The sequence below is a fragment of the Streptomyces sp. NPDC055254 genome, assembly GCF_053606025.1.
The window spans coordinates 1-18,723 of the sequence record NZ_JBSGQV010000013.1 but is presented as its reverse complement, the minus strand read 5'-3'; the positions used below and the strand labels follow the sequence as shown (position 1 = coordinate 18,723).

Below are 18,723 nucleotides of genomic sequence, written 5' to 3'. Positions count from 1 at the left end.
AGCGCCTTAGTTAACTAGCGGATTCTCAACATGCGGACACATGGGGGCGCGGCTAAACGCCCGTTTTGTCCGTACTCTCACCACACATTTTTGGCCTTGGCATAACAAGAGAGTCACATCCTCCTTTCCCCGCTCCCCGCGCTCGCCACCTCGGGCCTAGAGTCACGGCCAGTCACCGCGCCGCTGGGCGCGAATCAGCACGGCCGTGTATCTCCCAGTGCGGCCCGGCGGCTCAACGGCACCTCGACAGAGGCGGCCGCGCCAGGGAAAGGAAGAATCGTGCGACACCGTTCTTTGCTCGTTCTCACCACCGTGATCACCACGGGAGCACTGACCCTCACCGCTTGCGGCTCGCGCGACGACGCAGGTTCCAAGGACAACAGCGGCGGCAAGAAGACCGTCGTCGTCATCGGCGTGGACGCCCCGCTCACCGGCTCCCTCTCCGCCCTCGGCCAGGGCATCAAGAACTCGGTCGACCTCGCGGCCAAGACGGCCAACAAGAACAACGAGGTCCCGGGCATCGAGTTCCAGGTCGAGGCCCTCGACGACCAGGCGGTCCCCGCCTCCGGTCAGGCCAACGCCACCAAGCTCGTCGGCAACAAGGACGTCGTGGGCGTCGTCGGCCCGCTGAACTCGGGCGTCGCCCAGCAGATGCAGGGCGTCTTCGCCTCCGCCAACCTGGCGCAGGTCTCGCCCGCCAACACCAACCCGGCACTCAGCCAGGGCGACAACTGGGGCAAGGGCGAGTTCAAGCGCCCCTTCGCCACCTACTTCCGTACCGCCGCCACCGACGTGGTCCAGGGCAAGTTCGCCGCCCAGTACCTCTTCAAGGACGCCGGCAAGAAGAAGGTCTTCGTCGTCGACGACAAGCAGACCTACGGCGCCGGCCTCGCCGCGATCTTCTCCGACGAGTTCAAGAAGCTCGGCGGCGAGGTCGTCGGCACCGACCACGTCACCGTGAAGGAGACCGACTTCTCCTCCACCGCCGACAAGGTCAAGGCCTCCGGCGCCGACTCCGTCTACTTCGGCGGCCAGTACCCCGAGGGCGGCCTGCTCGCCGACCAGATCAAGAAGACCGGCGCCAACATCCCCCTCATGGGCGGCGACGGCATCCAGGACCCCGCCTTCATCAGCGCCTCCGGCGAGGCCAACGAAGGCGACCTCTCGACCTCCATCGGCTTCCCCGTCGAGAAGCTTCCCACCGCCAAGCAGTTCATCGAGGACTACAAGGCCGGCGGCTACAAGGACCCCTACGCCGCCTACGGTGGCTACTCCTACGACGCCGGCTGGGCCGTCGTCCAGGCCGTCAAGGCCGTCGTCGCCGCCAACGGTGGCAAGCTCCCCGCCGACTCCCGCGCCAAGGTCGTCGAGGCCCTCGGCAAGGTCACCTTCGAAGGCGTGACCGGCAAGGTCGCCTTCGACCAGTACGGCGACACCACCAACAAGCAGCTCACCGTCTACAAGGTCGAGGGCGGCAAGTGGGTCGACGTCAAGAGCGACACCTTCAACGAGTAACCCCGGCACCACCCCGCACCACCCAGCACCACCGCCTGAAATGAATCCCACCGCGCGAGGGCGCAAACAGCGCCCTCGCGCGGAGTCTTATCCGACACGCTCATCGGAGGCCCTGCGGTGCACGAACTGCCGCAACAGCTGGCCAACGGCCTGGCCCTCGGTGCTCTCTATGGCCTCATCGCCATCGGGTACACCATGGTCTACGGCATCGTCCAGCTCATCAACTTCGCCCATGGCGAGATATTCATGATCGGTGGCTTCGGCGCCCTCACCGCCTACACCGTTCTTCCGAGTGGGACCTCCCTGCTGGTGGCGATCCCCGTCATGATCGTCGGAGGCGCACTCGCCTCCGTCCTCGTCGCCACCGCCGCCGAACGCTTCGCCTACCGCCCCCTGCGCAGCGCACCCCGGCTGGCCCCCCTCATCACCGCAATCGGCCTCTCGATCGCGCTCCAGCAGCTCATCTGGCAGTTCTACCCGGACGCCAAGAAGGCCGTCAGCTTCCCCGAGTTCAAGGGCAAGGCCTTCCAGCTCACCGACAGCCTCGCGATCCAGCGCGCTGACGCCTTCGTGCTCCTCCTCGCCCCCATGTGCATGCTCGCCCTCGGCGTCTTCGTCAGCAAGAGCCGCAGCGGCCGCGCCATGCAGGCCACCGCGCAGGACCCCGACACCGCCAAGCTCATGGGCATCAACACCGACCGCATCATCGTCATGGCCTTCGCCATCGGTGCCGCGTTCGCCGCGGTCGCAGCCGTCGCCTACGGCCTCGACAAGGGCCAGATCAACTTCGAGATGGGCTTCATCCTCGGCCTCAAGGCCTTCACCGCAGCCGTCCTCGGCGGCATCGGCAACATCTACGGAGCCATGGTCGGCGGCGTCGTCCTCGGACTCGCCGAAGCACTCTCGATCGCCTACATCGAAGAGATCCCCGGCATGCAGCAGCTCGGCGGTGGAGCCTGGTCCAACGTCTGGGCGTTCGTACTCCTCATCGTCGTCCTCCTCGTGCGGCCCCAAGGCCTGCTCGGCGAGCGCGTCGCGGATCGGGCGTGAGAACCATGACCACCAACACCACCCCGCAGACCACCGTCACCGAGCAGGGCTCCAAGCCCACCGCCCTGCTCTACACGGTCATCGGCGCGAGCCTCGTCACCGCGGTCAGCACCTTCCTCGCCTGGACCTGGGACAGCTCCTTCCCCGGCGACCTGACCTACTACGGCAGCCCCGCGCCCCTCCAGTACCTCACCCTCGTCGGAGCCCTCCTCACCGCCGCCTTCGCGCTCTCCGCGCTCGGCGTCAACGGCTTCCGCTGGCTCACCCCCGCCGGATCCCGCAAGGCCGTCTGGCTCCTTGCCCTCGGCACCTTCGCCACCACCACGTACACCGCCCTCGCGATCATCGTGGAACTCGGCGCACTGGTCGACCTCGAACCCGGTGCGGGCGTAGCCGTCATCGCCTCCGCCATCCCGGCCGTCGCCGCCTTCAAACTCCCCGACGACACCCGCAAGGCGACCCCCGCCAAGCAACTGCCGTCCTGGGCCGAAATCCTCATCATCACCGCCGTCTTCGCGGTCGGCCTCTTCGTCGTCACCTTCGGCATCGACACCGACGACAAGGAACCCCAGCTCTTCGTCGCCTACCTGATCATCGTCGGCTTCTCCGCCGCCGCACTGCTCAAGGCCGGCCTCATCGACCGCTTCTCCACCATCACGGCGAACAACCGCCAGGTCACCGTCATCGGCACCATGGCCGCCGCCGTCGCGTTCCCGTTCATCCAGCAGAGCGGCGACACGTACACCCTCATCGCGGTCAACATCCTCATCTTCGCGACCGTCGCCCTCGGCCTCAACGTCGTCGTCGGCCTCGCCGGCCTCCTCGACCTCGGCTACGTCGCCTTCCTCGGCGTCGGCGCGTACGCCGCGGCCCTCGTCTCCGGAGCCGCTTCCTCCGCCTTCGGAGTCCAGTTCCCCTTCTGGGCCGCGGTCCTCACCGGCGCCCTCGCCTCGCTCGTCTTCGGCGTGGTCATCGGAGCACCCACCCTCCGCCTGCGCGGCGACTACCTCGCCATCGTCACCCTCGGCTTCGGAGAAATCTTCCGCATCGCCATGGGCAACCTCGACGGCGTCTCCGGCCCGAAGATCACCAACGGCCCGAACGGCATCCCCAACATCCCCCACCTCGAATTCTTCGGATTCAACTTCGGGGAAGCGCACGTGGTCTTCGGCGTCACGCTCGGCGCGTACGCCAACTACTACCTGCTGATGCTGCTCGTGATGGCCTTCGTCATCGTGATCTTCACCCGCGCCGCCAACAGCCGCATCGGTCGCTCCTGGGTCGCCATCCGCGAAGACGAGACCGCCGCCACCGCCATGGGCATCAACGGCTTCAACGTCAAGCTCATCGCCTTCGCCCTCGGCGCCACCCTCGCCGGCCTCGCCGGCACCATCCAGGCACACGTCAACACCACGGTCGTCCCCGAGAACTACGTCTTCGCGGGCCCCGTGCCCCCGAACTCCGCGTTCCTCCTCGCCGCCGTCATCCTCGGCGGCATGGGCACCGTACGCGGCCCCATCCTCGGCGCCGCACTCCTCTTCCTGATCCCGGCCAAGCTGTCCTTCCTCCAGGACTACCAGCTCCTCGGCTTCGGCATCGCCCTCATCCTGCTCATGCGCTTCCGCCCCGAAGGCCTCATCGCCAACAAGCGCGCGAAGCTCGAGTACCACGACGACACCGCTGACCAGGCCCCCACGGACCTGGCCACCGCCAAGGCGGGGGCGTAACCACCATGACGAACCAAACGACCGACACGGCCACCACCGCCCCGACCGGCGAAACCGTCCTCGAAGCCAGCGGCGTCACCATGCGCTTCGGCGGCCTCACCGCCGTCCGCTCCGTCGACCTCAAGGTCAACGCAGGCGAGATCGTCGGACTCATCGGCCCCAACGGCGCCGGCAAGACCACCTTCTTCAACTGCCTCACCGGGCTGTACATCCCCACCGAGGGAACCGTCAGCTACAAGGGCACGGTCCTGCCGCCCAAGCCCCACCTCGTCACCAAGGCCGGCATCGCCCGCACCTTCCAGAACATCCGGCTCTTCTCCAACATGACCGTGCTGGAGAACGTCCTCGTCGGACGCCACACCCGCACCAAGGAAGGCCTCTGGTCGGCCCTCCTGCGCGGCCCCGGCTTCAAGCGCGCCGAAGCCGCCTCCGAAGCGCGCGCCATGGAACTCCTTGAGTTCATCGGCCTGGAGAACAAGGCCCAGCACCTGGCCAAGAACCTCCCCTACGGCGAACAGCGCAAGCTGGAGATCGCCCGCGCACTGGCCAGCGACCCGGGCCTGCTCCTCCTCGACGAGCCCACCGCCGGCATGAACCCGCAGGAAACCCGCGCCGCCGAAGAACTCATCTTCGCCATCCGCGACATGGGCATCGCCGTCCTCGTCATCGAGCACGACATGCGCTTCATCTTCAACCTCTGCGACCGCGTGGCCTGCCTCGTCCAGGGCGAGAAGCTCATCGAAGGCACCGCCGCCGAGGTCCAGGGCGACGAGCGCGTCATCGCCGCCTACCTCGGCGAGCCCTTCGAAGGCGACCCGGGCGCCGAGGAGGACGCCGAGATCGAGGCCGCCGAAGCCGCCGCGGCCGCGGAGCCCGCGACCGAGCCGGCCGAGAAGCCGGAACCGGCCGCGGAGCCCGCCACCGACCCGGACGACGCCCCGGACACGACCCCGGACGATGCCTCCACGGAGGCCCCGGACGCGGACGACGCCTCCACCGAGGGCGAGGCCGACAGCACCACCCGCACGGAAGGAGAGGCCAAGTGACCGCACTGCTCCAGGTCGAAGACCTCAAAGTCGCCTACGGCAAGATCGAAGCCGTCAAGGGAATCTCCTTCGAAGTCAACGAAGGCGAGATCGTCTGCCTCGTCGGCACCAACGGCGCCGGCAAGACGACCACCCTCCGTACCCTCTCCGGGCTCCTCAAGCCCAAGAGCGGAACGATCACCTTCGACGGCAAGCCCCTCGCCAACGTCCCCGCCCACAAGATCGTCGCGATGAAGCTGGCCCACTCCCCCGAGGGCCGCCACATCTTCCCCCGGCTGACGATCACCGAGAACCTCCAGCTCGGCGCGTTCCTGCGCACCGACAAGGAGGGCATCGAGAAGGACATCCAGCGCGCCTACGACCTCTTCCCCATCCTGGGAGAGCGCCGCAAGCAGGCCGCCGGCACCCTCTCGGGCGGCGAACAGCAGATGCTCGCCATGGGCCGCGCACTCATGTGCCAGCCCAAGCTCCTCATGCTGGACGAGCCCTCCATGGGCCTCTCCCCGCTGATGATGCAGAAGATCATGGCGACCATCAAGGAGCTCAAGGCCACGGGCACCACCATCCTGCTGGTCGAGCAGAACGCCCAGGCGGCGCTCTCGCTCTCCGACCACGCGCACGTGATGGAGGTCGGCAAGATCGTCCTCTCCGGCACCGGCCAGGACCTCCTCCACAACGAGGACGTCCGCAAGGCCTACCTCGGCGAGGACTGACCCACCGGGTCCGCACACGCGTGAGGCCCGCCTCCCCTCGGGGGGAGGCGGGCCTCACGCATGCGCGGGGCGGGGCGGGTGGTCAGCCCTTGGCCGCGTTCTTCTTCTCCTCGGCGTCCTCGATGACCGCCTCGGCGACCTGCTGCATCGACATCCGGCGGTCCATGGAGGTCTTCTGGATCCACCGGAACGCCGCCGGCTCGGACAGGCCGTACTGCGTCTGCAGCACGCTCTTGGCGCGGTCGACGAGCTTGCGGGTCTCCAGCCGGAGCGAGAGGTCGGCGACCTCCTTCTCCAGCGCTTTCAGCTCCGCGAAACGCGACACCGCCATCTCGATGGCCGGCACCACGTCGCTCTTGCTGAACGGCTTCACGAGGTACGCCATGGCGCCGGCGTCGCGGGCCCGCTCGACCAGGTCGCGCTGCGAGAACGCGGTGAGCATGAGCACGGGGGCGATGGACTCCTCCGCGATCTTCTCCGCCGCCGAGATCCCGTCCAGGACGGGCATCTTCACGTCGAGGATCACCAGGTCGGGCCGGTGCTCGCGCGCGAGCTCGACGGCCCTCTGACCGTCCCCGGCCTCACCGACGACCGAGTACCCCTCCTCTTCGAGCATCTCCTTCAGGTCGAGACGGATGAGCGCCTCGTCCTCGGCGATGACGACGCGGGTCGTCAGCGGCGGAACGTGCGACTGGTCGGCGTCGGGCGTGGGCGTCGACTCGTGCTCGGCGGTCACGGGGGGCTCCTCGGTGCGGGGCATTACTGCTCCCCCGAGCCTACCTAGCTGCGGTAAGGTGGACTCGCAGCGGGTCGGGGCTAACCTTCGATTCGCGGGGCCCCGGTAGCCCAATTGGCAGCAGGCGATGGATTCAAAACCCATTCAGTGTCGGTTCGAGTCCGACCCGGGGCACTTTTCCGCTTTTTCCAAGGTCACGTGAGATTGCGTGACCTTCACTCTTTCCAGCGGACGCGCGCGAGAATGCCCCTCCGGCACGATATGTACGCAGCAGCATCGAGTGCGTGTACGACATCGATGTCCGGAAGCACGCCATTCGACTTCTTGGCGACGGACGGAGTCTGAACTCGGTCAGCAAGGAAACCGGGATATCCCGGTCGTCCCTGCGCTCCTGGCAGGTCCGCATCGATCCGCTCCCCCGGCTCAACCAGGCCGGGACCTGCTCGGGCCCGGCCGACCCCCTCGCCTACGCGTACCTCCTCGGCCTCTACCTCGGCGACGGCTGCATCAGCCCCCACCCGCGGGGCGGCCATCACCTGCGCATCGCGTGCGCCGACGCGTGGCCCGGGCTCATCGAGCAGTGCCGCACGGCGGTCCTGGCGGTCCGACCGTCGGACAAGGTCTACGTGGTGCAGCGCCAGGGCTGCGTGGCCGTCACCAGCTACGGGCGGCACTGGACCTGCCTGTTCCCGCAGCACGGTCCCGGCAAGAAGCACGGGCGGCGCATCGCCCTCGACGACTGGCAGCGGGAGATCGTCGACGCGCACCCCTGGGAGTTCGTGCGGGGGCTGATCCACTCCGACGGGTGTCGGACCGTCAACTGGACCACGCGGGTCGTCGGTGGGGTGCGCAAGCGCTACGAGTACCCGCGGTACTTCTTCACCAACCGGTCCGAGGACATCATTCGGCTGCTGACCGGCACGCTGGACCGCCTCGGCGTCGAGTGGCGGCGGGCCAACGCCTGCAACATCTCCGTCGCCCGACGGGAGTCCGTCGCCTTGATGGACGCTCACATCGGGCCGAAGCACTAGCCGCGGCGGCGGGCGTCGCGCGCCAACAAGGGGACCGGGTGCGCCACGTCCGGAGCGGAGGCTGTTTCAGGACAGCCGCTGACCAGGGGTTTGGGGTAGCGCGGGCCGAATATCCGATGTGACAGCGGCTGCCGGCGCAGTGGATGATGTTGGTTCTCGCCATGGGTTCGCTTGCGCCCGACCGGTTGTTGGGGGGAACCGGCCGCAGCACGGCCGCACCCGCACGCATCCGTGGCGATTCCACGTCGTTTCTGTCGAAGGAACCCTCCTGGTGCGTGCCACACGTACGACGGTCCTGCTCACCGCGGGTCTCGTCACTCTTCTCGGGCTGCCGGCCACCGCCGTCGCCGCCGAGACACCGTCCAGTCTTTATGTCAACAATCAGGACGGGGCCAACTGCTCCGACGTCGGCGCCGGCTCCGCTTCGGCGCCGTTCTGCACGATCGGGGCCGCCGCCAAGGTCGTTCGGCCGGGTCAGACCGTGCGGATCAAGCCGGGCAAGGCGTACGCCGAGTCCGTCACGATCGACCGCTCCGGCGAGCCCGGCAAGCCGATCGCTTTCGTCGCCGACGGTCCGAAGCCCTCCGACCGGGTGGACCTCGGTACGGACCGCGCCCTGACCGTCAGCGGCGCCTCGCACGTGATCCTGCGCGGCTTGCGCGTCAGCGGCGGCGCCAAGATCACTGGCTCGACCGCCGTCGAGCTGGACCGGTCAGAAGTCAGCGGCCCGGGGCCCGCTCCTGTCGCCCTCGCGGTGGACGGGGGGAGCGCGGACGTCCGCGTCACCCGGAGCAGGCTGCACAGCACGGCGCAGATCGAGGGCGGTGCGCGGAACACCGTGCTCAGCCGCAACGAGATCTTCGGTTACGTGATGCCGGCGGTCGCGGCGTGGGACGCGCCGGGCACGGTCGTGACCAACAACGAGCTGCACCTGGAGTGCGAGTCGGCTCTCTCGCTCGACGGCGCGTCGACCGGCTCGACGGTGGTCAACAACGTGGTCCGGTTGTCCCTCACCGTCCCGTGCCCGGTTCCGGGGCCTCGCCGGGGCATCGTGGTGTCGCAGAGCGCGGCCTCCGGTACCCGGGTCGACTACAACCTGATCACCGGTGTCGCGGTGGCCAACCGGGTGGCGTACCGGTGGGCCGGTGTCGACCACACGACGCAGGCCGCTTTCACGGCCGCGAGCGGTCAGGGCGCGCACGACATCCTGCGGGACTCGTTCGTGGGGACGTTCCACTACAACACCGGGTCCCCCACGATCGACTCCGGAGATCCGACGGTGCCGGGTGTGCTGGACTCGGACATCGAGGGTGTGCCGGTCTCGGACGACCCGACGGTGGCCAACACCGGTAGGGGTGGCGGTCACATCGACCGGGGCGCGTACGAGTCGCGGGATTCCTGGGTCGATTACGGGGTGACGCTGGGGATCGACGAGCCGTGGGCGCCGGCGGGGACCGTGGTGAAGGCGACGGCTTCGGCGAAGACCCGTTGGGGCAATCCGGTCTCCTCCACCTATGACTTCGGTGACGGGACGGCTCCGGTCGTCACGTCGACGGGCTCGGCGGAGCACGTGTACGCCTCGCCGTGCGAGTGCGTGGTCAAGGTGACGGCGGCGAGCGGTACGCTGCGCGCCGTCGCCGAGAAGGCGACGAAGGTGACGCCGTCCGCCCCGCTGTCGGCCGGCTTCACGTGGCGGCAGGAGCTGCCGACGGCTGAGGAGCCGTCGAAGTACGTGGCGCCGCTGACCGCCGAGATCGACCCGCGGACCGCGACGAGGACGCCGTGGCCGGTGCAGGGTCTGACCGTGGACTTCGGTGACGGCACGTCCGAGCCCCGGAGCGGTCTGGAGACCATTTCGCACGCGTACGCCAAGCCCGGCGAGTACAAGGTGTCGTTGACGGTCCGGGACGTCAAGGGTGGTACCTCGACGGTCAGCCACACGGTGAAGGTGGCTTACATGCCGTCCGGTTACGTGGCTGTCACTCCGCAGCGTGTGCTGGACACCCGCAATCCGTACAGGCTCGTGCAGGGCGGTACACCGGTTCCGGTGACCGTGCCGGTCGTGCTGCACGGCTCGGGGGGCTACCACTCGGGTGGTGCGTCCGCCGCGGTGCTGAACGTGACGGTCACCGGGGCCACGGAGGACACGCACCTGAGTATCTGGCCCAATGGCCAACCGCGTCCGGTGACCTCGAACGTGAACGTGCGGGCGGGTGGTACCTCGTCGAACACGGTGACCGTGCCGCTGGGCGCGGGCAGTTCGGTGCTGGCGCAGCTGAACTCCGGTACGGCGTCGGTGATCGTGGACTTCGTGGGCTACTACCGGCCGAACGCGGGCGAGCGGTTCAGTCCGATGGCTCCGACCCGGCTGGCGGACACCCGGGTATCGGGTGGCCCGCTGACCCACACCCGTACGGTCAAGGTGGCGGGTGTGAACGGTATTCCGGCGGATGCCAGTGCCGTCGCGCTGAATCTGACGAGTACCGGTTCGACGGAGAACAGCCATGTGATCGCGTATCCGGGTCCGGTGGAGCGTCCTTCGACGTCGAACCTGAATCCGGAGCCGGGCAAGGACAAGTCCAACCAGGCGATCGTGCCGGTGGGTCCGGACGGGACGATCGTCCTGTACACCAACACCGGGTCGACGCATTTGATCGTCGATGCGGTGGGTTACTACGCCAAGGGGGGCAAGGCACTGTTCACGCCGGTCGTGCCGCAGCGCCTGGCGGACACCCGTGCCACCGGGAAGTTGAGTCCGGGGGCGACCGCGACGGTGGGCGGTATCCCGGCGAACGCGGTGGGTGCGGCGCTGAACGTCACGGCCACTGATGCGTCCGGTCCGGGCTTCTTGACGGTGTTCGCTCAGGGTGGTGTCCGGCCGCAGGCGAGCAGCCTGCAGACGCGTCCGGGTGAGACGGTTCCGAATCACGTGACCTCGCCGGTGAGCGGCGGTCGGGTCGACGTGTGGAACAGCTACGGCGGCAGCACGCATGTGATCACGGACCTGCTGGGGTATTTCGTCCCGTAGGGGCGTGGTGGTGCAGATGTGTCCGGGAGTCCCGGTCGCCGCGAGGAGCGGTGGCCGGGGCTCCGTGCTGTGGGGGCACGGGGTGGAGGCGGCGGGCTTCGCCGTCTGTGCTTCGGCGTAGGTTGAGGTCGAGGTTTTCGGATGTGAGAGAGGGATTCGGGGATGAGCGAGAAGGCTCGCAGGTTGTTCGACGCGTTGGATCTGAACGCGGACGGGGAGCTGACGCGGTTCGAGGTGATCTCGGCGCTGCGTGCGAAGGGGCCGACGTTGGCGGCTCGGGGTGATCTGCCGTTCTGGGGTGTGGGTGACGCGCAGGCGTCGTCGGCGTTGTTCGACGCGGCGGATCAGAACGGGGACGCGGTGTTGTCGTTCGAGGAGTTCGCGGCGGTGGTGGAGCGGCGGTTCGGCTGGTAGGCGGGGTGCGGACCGGCGGGCTGGTCGGTGTGCGGGGGGGGGGGCCGGGGCGGGCTGCGGCGGGCGGTCGGCGCCGGGGGCCGGGCGGTTGCCGGCTGCCGGGGTCCGCGTCGGGCTGTGGTGGCCCGACGCGGCGGTGGGGCGGTGCGGCGGGAGGGCCGGTCTAGCGGACGGCGTCGCCGATGTGGTGGATGCGGACCAGGTTGGTCGAGCCGGTGACGCCGGGGGGTGAGCCGGCGGTGATCACGACGACGTCGCCCGGGACGCACCGGCCGATGCGCAGGAGTTGTTCCTCGACCTGGTCGACCATGGCGTCGGTGGAGTCGACGCGGGGGCCGAGGAAGGTTTCGACGCCCCAGGTGAGGTTGAGCTGGGAGCGGGTGGCGGGGTCGGGGGTGAAGGCGAGGAGGGGGATGGGTGAGCGGTAGCGGGAGAGCCTGCGGACGGTGTCGCCGCTCTGGGTGAAGGCGACGAGGAACTTGGCGTCGAGGAAGTCGCCCATTTCGGCGGCGGCGCGGGCGACGGCTCCGCCTTGGGTGCGGGGCTTGTTGCGTTCGGTGAGCGGGGGGAGGCCCTTGGCGAGGATGTCCTCTTCGGCGGCTTCGACGATCCGGGACATGGTCCGGACGGTTTCGACGGGGTATTTGCCGACGCTGGTCTCGCCGGAGAGCATGACGGCGTCGGTGCCGTCGATGACGGCGTTGGCGACGTCGGAGGCTTCGGCCCGGGTGGGCCGGGAGTTGTCGATCATCGAGTCGAGCATCTGGGTGGCGACGATGACGGGCTTGGCGTTGCGCTTGGCGAGCTTGACGGCGCGCTTTTGGACGATGGGGACTTGTTCGAGGGGCATTTCGACGCCGAGGTCGCCGCGGGCGACCATGATGCCGTCGAAGGCGGCGACGATGGCGTCGATGTTCTCGACGGCCTGCGGCTTTTCGATCTTGGCGATGACGGGGAGGCGGCGGCCTTCCTCGTCCATGATCCGGTGGACGTCCTCGATGTCGCGGCCGCTGCGCACGAAGGACAGGGCGATGACGTCGGCGCCGATGCGCAGGGCCCAGCGGAGGTCTTCGATGTCTTTCTCGGAGAGGGCGGGGACGGAGACGGCGACGCCGGGGAGGTTGAGGCCCTTGTGATCGGAGACCATGCCGCCTTCGACGACGACGGTGCGGACGCGGGGGCCCTCGACGGCGGTGACTTCGAGGGTGACGCGGCCGTCGTCGACGAGGATGCGTTCGCCGGTGGTGACGTCGTCGGCGAGTCCCTTGTAGGTGGTGCCGCAGGCGTGGCGGTCGCCTTCGTGCTCTTCGACGGTGATGGTGAACTCGTCGCCGCGTTCAAGGAGTACGGGGCCTTCACGGAAGCGGCCGAGACGGATCTTCGGGCCTTGAAGGTCGGCGAGGATGCCGACGCTGCGGCCCGTCTCGTCGGAGGCCTTGCGTACACGCTGGTAGCGCTCTTCGTGTTCGGCGTAGGTGCCGTGGCTGAGATTGAAGCGGGCGATGTCCATTCCGGCTTCGACCAGGGCTTTGATCTGGTCGTATGAGTCGGTGGCGGGGCCCAGGGTACATACGATTTTCGCTCGGCGCATGAAACGAGCGTATTCCCCTACCAGGCAGTAGGAAATTGGTTCCGGGTGTCCACTCAACAACCTTTGAGCAAAAGCTTGTTGACAACTGTTGAATGTGCATGGGGGTGCTCTGATGAGCACCCCCGGTGCGCTGCTTTTCGGTGCGTCAGAGCTGCGGAGGGGTCATGGTGAAGCGGGCGTTCACCTGGGCGTAGACGGTCTGGCGCTGGGGTTCGAGGTCGAGGGGCGGGGCTCCGGCGTCTTCGGCGGTGCTGAAGGCCATGGTGCGCATGCCGGCGCCGGGGCCGGCCTCGAAGGGCACGGCGTTCTCGGCGCCGAGGTCGGCCAGTTCGACGAGTGCGGCGAGGCGGGCGCCGAGGGCCTCGGCGTACTCGCGGGCGCGCTGGACGGCTTCGAGGACGGCTTGGCGGCGGGCCCTGCCGTGGGCGGGCGAGGTGGGGCGCAGGGCCCACCAGGGGCCGTCGACCTGGGTGAGGTCGAGGTCCGCGAGGCGGGTGGTGAGTTCACCGAGTGTGGTGAAGTCGTTGAGTTCGGCCGTGAGATGGACCCGTCCGTGGTAGGCGCGGACGCGTTCGCCGCGGCCGTGGCGGGTGAGTTCGGGGGTGATGGAGAAGGAGCCCGTCTCCAGTTTCTCCACGGGGTCGCCGTAGCTCTTGATGAGGTCGAGGACGGCGTTGTTGCGCCGGGTGAGGTCTTCGAGGGCGGTGCGCCGGTCGGTGCCGCGGGCGCTGACGGTGATGCCGATGCGGGCGATCTCGGGGTCGACTTCGATGCGGGCTTCGCCGCGGACGGCGACGCGCGGGACTTCGGGGGTTCCGTAGGGCTGGGGCGATGCGTCCTGAGTCATGTCCTCACTGTCGCACTGTCACTCGTACGGGGTCGGTCATCGGATCGAAACCCGGTGGGGGTGTTGCGGCCTGTGACGGATGGGTCAAAATCTACGCGCGTTGTTCACACGCGTAGTGACGCCTCACAAGGGGAGATGGCATGGCGTTCGACCGCAGGACGTTTCTTGGGACCACGGCCGCGACGGGTGCGGCGGTGGCGCTGACGGGGGCCGCGAGCGCCCCGGCGGCGGCCGGGCCGGTGCCGCGGGGGCGCGGGCCGCGGACGTACTCGTTCACGGTGATGGGCACGACCGACCTGCACGGGAACGTGTTCAACTGGGACTACTTCACGGACAAGGAGTTCGACGACAAGGCGCACAACGACGTCGGTCTGGCGAAGATATCGACCCTCGTGGACCAGGTGCGGGCGGAGAAGGGGCGGTGCAACACGCTGCTCATCGACGCGGGCGACACCATCCAGGGCACGCAACTGTCGTACTACTACGCGAAGGTGGACCCGATCACCGCGCGGCGGGGTCCGGTGCACCCGATGGCGCAGGCGATGAACGCGATCGGCTACGACGCGGCGGCGCTGGGGAACCACGAGTTCAACTACGGCATCCCCGTGCTGCGCAGGTTCGAGGAGCAGTGCGACTTCCCGCTGCTGGGGGCGAACGCCCTGGACGCGAGGACGTTGCGGCCGGCGTTCCCGCCGTACAGCATGCACCGGCTGAAGACTCCGCACGGGCCGGACGTGAAGGTGGCGGTGCTGGGGCTGACGAACCCGGGGATCGCGCTGTGGGACAAGGCGAACGTGCAGGGGAAGATGACGTTCCCGGGGCTGGAGGAGCAGGCGGCGAAGTACGTGCCGAGGCTGCGTTCGCTCGGTGCGGACGTGGTGATCGTGTCGGCGCACTCCGGGTCGAGCGGGACGTCCTCGTACGGGGACCAGCTGCCGTACGTGGAGAACGCGGCGGCCCTGGTGGCGGAGCAGGTGCCGGGGATCGACGCGATCCTGGTGGGGCACGCGCACACGGAGATCGCCGAGTACCGGGTCGCGAACCGGGCGACGGGCAAGGACGTGGTGCTCTCGGAGCCGTTGAAGTGGGGGCAGCGGCTGACGCTGTTCGACTTCGAGCTGGCGTGGGAGCGGGGCCGCTGGTCGGTGGTGAAGGTGTCGGCGAAGGTGCTGAACTCCAACGCGGTCGCCGAGGATCCGAAGATCACGGGGCTGCTGTCGGACGAGCACCGCAAGGTCGTGGCGTACGTGAACCAGGTGATCGGCACCTCGACGCGGGTGATGTCCTCGGCGGAGGGCCCGGTCAAGGACGTGCCGATCATCGACCTGATCAACCACGTGCAGGCCGAGACGGTGCGGGCTGCGCTGGCGGGGACCGAGTGGGCGGCGCTGCCGGTGCTCTCGCAGGCCTCCTGCTTCTCGCGGACGGCGGCCATTCCGGCGGGGCAGGTGACGATCCGGGACGCGGCGGGGCTGTACCCGTTCGAGAACACGCTGGAGGCGCGGCTGATGACCGGGGCGCAGTTGAAGGACTACCTGGAGTACTCGGCGCGGTACTTCGTGCGGACGGCGCCGGGTGAGGTGGTGGATCCGGCGAAGCTGACGAACGCGGAGGGCATCCCGGACTACAACTACGACGCGGTGTACGGCCTCACGTACGACATCGACATCGCGCAGCCGGTGGGTGCGCGGATCACGGGGTTGTCCTTCCGCGGGGCGCCGGTGGATCCGGCGGGGAGCTTCGTGCTGGCGGTGAACAACTACCGGGCCTCGGGGGGCGGGAACTTCCCGCACGTGCCGCAGGCCAGGCAGCTGTGGGCGAACTCGGACGAGATCCGGAACACGATCATCCAGTGGGTGAAGGCGAAGGGCACGGTGGATCCCGCGGGGTTCGCCTCGGTGGACTGGCGGCTGACGCGGGATTCCGTGCCGGTGTTCTAGGACGCCGCTACGGGTGATCGACCAGGGGGAGCAGCTCGCCCGCGGGCCGCGGGCGGGTGTGCTCCCGCTGTTCGAGGCCGAAGGTGGTGAAGGCGGTGCGGCCGGGCTGGGGGTAGGGCTCCTTGCCCGTCAGGGCGTTCAGGATGGCGGCGCTGCGCCAGGCGGCGAGGCCGAGGTCGGGGGCCCCGACGCCGTGGGTGTGGCGTTCGCCGTTCTGGACGTAGAGGCTGCCGGTGACGGCCGGGTCGAGGACCATGCGGTAGCGCTCGTCGATGCGGGGCCGGCCGGAGGAGTCCGTGCGCAGGTAGGGGTCGAGGCCGGCGAGGAGCCGGCTCAGGGGGCGCTCCCGGTAGCCGGTGGCGAGGACGACGGCGTCGGTGGTGAGGCGGGACCGGGCGCCCTGGTCGGTGTGTTCGAGGTGGAGTTCGACTTTGGTGGTGGCGACGCGGCCGGCGGTGCGGACGCTGACACCGGGGGTGAGGACGGCGTCGGGCCAGCCGCCGTGCAGGGTGCGGCGGTAGAGCTCGTCGTGGATGGCGGCGATGGTGTCGGCGTCGATGCCCTTGTGGAGCTGCCACTGGGAGGGGACGAGCCGGTCCCGGACGGGTTCGGGGAGGGAGTGGAAGTAGCGGGTGTAGTCGGGGGTGAAGTGTTCGAGGCCGAGCTTCGAGTACTCCATGGGGGCGAAGGCGGGGCTCCGCGCGAGCCAGGTGAGGCGTTCGCGGCCGGCGGGGCGGGCGCGGAGCAGGTCGAGGAAGACCTCGGCGCCGGACTGGCCCGATCCGATGACGGTGACGTGTTCGGCGCCGAGGATCCGCTCGCGGTTGTCGAGGTAGTCGGCGGAGTGGATCACCGGGGCGGTGGGGGCTTCGACGAGGGGGCGCAGCGGTTCCGGGACGTAGGGGGCGGTGCCGATGCCGAGGGCGAGGTTGCGGGCGTAGGTGCGGCCGAGGGCCTCGGCTTCGCCGTCGGCGTCGAGCTGGGTGAAGTCGACTTCGAAGACGTCGTGTTCGGGGTTCCAGCGGACGGCGTCGACCTGGTGGCCGAAGTGGAGGCCGGGGATGCGGGCGGCGGCCCAGCGGCAGTAGGCGTCGTACTCGGCGCGCTGGATGTGGAACCGCTCGGCGAAGTAGAAGGGGAAGAGCCGGTCCTTGTGCCTGAGGTAGCTGAGGAAGCTCAGGGGGTTGGCCGGGTCGGCGAGGGTGACCAGGTCGGCGAGGAAGGGGACCTGGAGGGTGGCGCCGTCGAGGAGGAGTCCGGGGTGCCAGCGGAAGTCGCGGCGCTGGTCGTAGAAGGCGGTGGAGAGTTCACCGGCGCCCTGCTGGGGCAGGCCGTGGGCGAGGGCCGCGAGGGAGAGGTTGAAGGGGCCGATGCCGATCCCGACGAGGTCATGCGGTGCTTCGAGCAGTGCGGTCATCGGCCGGTGCCGCCTTTCAGGAGGGTGTGGAGGCCAGGAGGGAGACGAGGGCGCGCAGGTCCCCCGCGGTGGTGTGGGGGTTGAGCAGGGTGGCCTTGAGCCAGAGGCGGCCGTCGGCGCGGGTGCGGCCGAGGACGGCGCGGCCTTGGTGGAGCAGGGTGCGGCGCAGGGCGGCGACCTGCTCGTCGTCGGCGTGGGTGGGCCGGAAGAGGACGGTGCTGATGGTGGGCGCCGCGTGGAGTTCGAAGCCGGGGTGGGCGTCGAGGATGCGGGCGAGGTGGTGCGCGGTGTCGCAGGTGCGGTCGATGAGCCGGGCGAGACCGTCGCGGCCGAGGGCGCGCAGGGTGACGGCGATCTTGAGGGCGTCGGGGCGGCGGGTGGTGCGCAGGGAGCGGCCGAGGAGGTCGGGCAGCCCGGCTTCGGTGTCGTCGGGGGCGTTGAGGTAGTCGGCCTGGTGGGCGAGGGGGGCGAGCAGGGCGGTGTCGGGGACGGCGAGGAGTCCGGCGGCGACGGGCTGCCAGCCGAGTTTGTGCAGGTCGAGGGTGAGGGAGTGGGCGCGGCCGAGGCCGTCGACCTTGGCGCGGTGGCGGGGGCTGAGGGCGAGGAGGCCGCCGTACGCGGCGTCGATGTGCAGGTCGGCGCCGTGGTGGGCGCAGAGGTCCGCGACGGGGTGGAGCGGGTCGACGAGTCCGGCGTCGGTGGTGCCGGCGGTGGCGGTGACGAGGACGGGGCCGGGGGTGCGGGCCAGGGCCGCGGCGAGGTGTGCGGGGTCGAGGACGCCGGCGGGGGTGGGGAGTTCGACGGCCGGGGGGAGGCCGAGGAGCCAGGCGGCGCGGGGTACGGAGTGGTGGGCGTTGGCTCCGTGCAGGACGGTGAGGCGGGGTCCGTGGCGTTCGCGGGCGAGGAGGAGGGCGAGCTGGTTGGCTTCGGTGCCGCCGGTGGTGACGAGGGCGTCGGCGCGGGGGGTGTCGTAGAACTCGGCGGCGAGGGCGCGGGTGAGGAGGGCTTCGGCGGCGGAGGCGGCGGGGGCCTGGTCCCAGGAGTCGAGGGAGGGGTTGAGGGCGCTCACGGCGAGGTCGGCGGCGACGGCGACGGCGAGGGGCGGGCAGTGCAGGTGGGCGGCGCAGAGGGGGTCCGCGGGGTCGGCGGCGCCGGCGGCGAGGGCGTGCACGAGGGTGCGCAGGGCCTCGTGTTCGCCGGCGCCGCGGGCGGGCAGTACGTCGCCCAGCGCGGCCCGGGTGCGGGCGGCGACGGGGTCGGGGCCGCCGGCGGGGAACGGGCCGCCGCGGGCGCGGGCGCCGGTGCGGAGGGCGTCGAGGACGGTGTCGAGGAGCGGCCGCAGGGCATCGGCACCGCCGGGGCCGCCGGCGAGCGCGGGCGGTGTTCCGGGGGTGGTGGCGGGGGCGGAGCCGGGGACGCTGCCGGGGGTGTGCGGCGCTGTCATCGGTTCCTCCGGAGGCCTGGCGGGGCGGGGCGGAAACGGTACGCCCGACCGGTACAACGATCCGACCCGAATGGGGTAACCGCCGGGTTTGTCCGAACCGGCCCCGCGCTCCGCCGGCCCCCTCCCCGGGCGTCGCCCGGCCGGGGCCCCGGCGCCGGGCCCCGCGGCCCCGATCGTCGGTGGGACGGAACGGCCGGGCACGGTCCGGCCCCGCTCCCCCGGCG

The 18,723-nt window shown here is 69.8% G+C and carries 14 protein-coding genes and 1 tRNA gene; 10 read left to right on the top strand and 5 right to left on the bottom strand.

From position 1 onward, the window contains the following. Window positions 1-279 precede the first annotated feature (279 nt). The 5 genes from ACWFQ8_RS15545 (at window position 280) to ACWFQ8_RS15525 (ending at window position 6,051) form a co-directional block, all read left to right on the top strand. Window positions 280-1,515, top strand: a complete 1,236-nt coding sequence (locus ACWFQ8_RS15545; protein WP_453786745.1) for a branched-chain amino acid ABC transporter substrate-binding protein — start codon at window positions 280-282, stop codon at window positions 1,513-1,515. A 117-nt stretch (window positions 1,516-1,632) separates the two neighbouring features. Then, a complete protein-coding gene (locus ACWFQ8_RS15540) occupies window positions 1,633-2,565 on the top strand; it encodes a branched-chain amino acid ABC transporter permease (RefSeq protein ID WP_453786744.1) in 933 nt (310 codons plus the stop codon). 5 nt (window positions 2,566-2,570) lie between these two features. Beyond that, window positions 2,571-4,292: a branched-chain amino acid ABC transporter permease gene (locus ACWFQ8_RS15535; RefSeq protein WP_453786860.1), complete on the top strand. Its 1,722-nt coding sequence runs from the start codon at window positions 2,571-2,573 to the stop codon at window positions 4,290-4,292. Window positions 4,293-4,297: 5 nt separating this feature from the next. Continuing rightward, the gene (locus ACWFQ8_RS15530) at window positions 4,298-5,338 is read left to right on the top strand and encodes an ABC transporter ATP-binding protein (protein WP_453786743.1); all 1,041 of its coding nucleotides are present in this window, start codon (window positions 4,298-4,300) and stop codon (window positions 5,336-5,338) included. Then, the gene (locus ACWFQ8_RS15525; protein WP_453786742.1) at window positions 5,335-6,051 is read left to right on the top strand and encodes an ABC transporter ATP-binding protein; all 717 of its coding nucleotides are present in this window, start codon (window positions 5,335-5,337) and stop codon (window positions 6,049-6,051) included. The genes ACWFQ8_RS15530 and ACWFQ8_RS15525 overlap by 4 nt, the downstream gene beginning before the upstream one ends. An 82-nt stretch (window positions 6,052-6,133) precedes the next feature. On the opposite strand, the gene ACWFQ8_RS15520 is transcribed toward ACWFQ8_RS15525, so the two are convergent. Next, entirely contained in the window at window positions 6,134-6,811 is a 678-nt protein-coding gene (locus tag ACWFQ8_RS15520) for an ANTAR domain-containing response regulator (RefSeq protein ID WP_453786741.1), read from the bottom strand. 75 nt (window positions 6,812-6,886) lie between these two features. On the opposite strand from ACWFQ8_RS15520, the gene ACWFQ8_RS15515 reads away from it, so the two are divergent. From ACWFQ8_RS15515 to ACWFQ8_RS15500, 4 genes are all read left to right on the top strand, one after another. Then, a tRNA-Leu gene (locus ACWFQ8_RS15515) sits at window positions 6,887-6,961 on the top strand. 110 nt (window positions 6,962-7,071) lie between these two features. Then, entirely contained in the window at window positions 7,072-7,818 is a 747-nt protein-coding gene (locus ACWFQ8_RS15510; protein ID WP_453786740.1) for a transcriptional regulator, read from the top strand. Window positions 7,819-8,089: 271 nt separating this feature from the next. Beyond that, window positions 8,090-10,846 carry a PKD domain-containing protein gene (locus tag ACWFQ8_RS15505; RefSeq protein WP_453786739.1) on the top strand — a complete coding sequence of 919 codons (2,757 nt, stop codon included), beginning with the start codon at window positions 8,090-8,092 and terminating at the stop codon, window positions 10,844-10,846. A gap of 162 nt (window positions 10,847-11,008) precedes the next feature. After that, window positions 11,009-11,260, top strand: a complete 252-nt coding sequence (locus ACWFQ8_RS15500) for an EF-hand domain-containing protein (protein ID WP_453786738.1) — start codon at window positions 11,009-11,011, stop codon at window positions 11,258-11,260. 163 nt (window positions 11,261-11,423) lie between these two features. On the opposite strand, the gene pyk is transcribed toward ACWFQ8_RS15500, so the two are convergent. Together pyk and ACWFQ8_RS15490 are read right to left on the bottom strand one after the other, a co-directional pair. Then, on the bottom strand, window positions 11,424-12,851 hold the full coding sequence (gene pyk, locus ACWFQ8_RS15495) for a pyruvate kinase (protein ID WP_453786737.1): 1,428 nt from the start codon (window positions 12,849-12,851) through the stop codon (window positions 11,424-11,426). A 145-nt stretch (window positions 12,852-12,996) separates the two neighbouring features. Further along, entirely contained in the window at window positions 12,997-13,698 is a 702-nt protein-coding gene (locus ACWFQ8_RS15490) for an SIMPL domain-containing protein (protein WP_453786736.1), read from the bottom strand. Between the two features lie 140 nt (window positions 13,699-13,838). Here ACWFQ8_RS15490 and ACWFQ8_RS15485 point away from each other — a divergent pair, with 140 nt between their 5' ends. Continuing rightward, on the top strand, window positions 13,839-15,638 hold the full coding sequence (locus tag ACWFQ8_RS15485; protein ID WP_453786735.1) for a bifunctional metallophosphatase/5'-nucleotidase: 1,800 nt from the start codon (window positions 13,839-13,841) through the stop codon (window positions 15,636-15,638). Window positions 15,639-15,645: 7 nt separating this feature from the next. Here the strand turns inward: ACWFQ8_RS15485 and ACWFQ8_RS15480 are convergent, their stop codons facing one another. Further along, window positions 15,646-17,055, bottom strand: a complete 1,410-nt coding sequence (locus ACWFQ8_RS15480; RefSeq protein WP_453786734.1) for a lysine N(6)-hydroxylase/L-ornithine N(5)-oxygenase family protein — start codon at window positions 17,053-17,055, stop codon at window positions 15,646-15,648. A gap of 16 nt (window positions 17,056-17,071) precedes the next feature. Further along, complete coding sequence (locus tag ACWFQ8_RS15475) at window positions 17,072-18,499, bottom strand: pyridoxal phosphate-dependent decarboxylase family protein (protein ID WP_453786733.1); 1,428 nt, start codon at window positions 18,497-18,499, stop codon at window positions 17,072-17,074. Window positions 18,500-18,723: the final 224 nt, after the last annotated feature.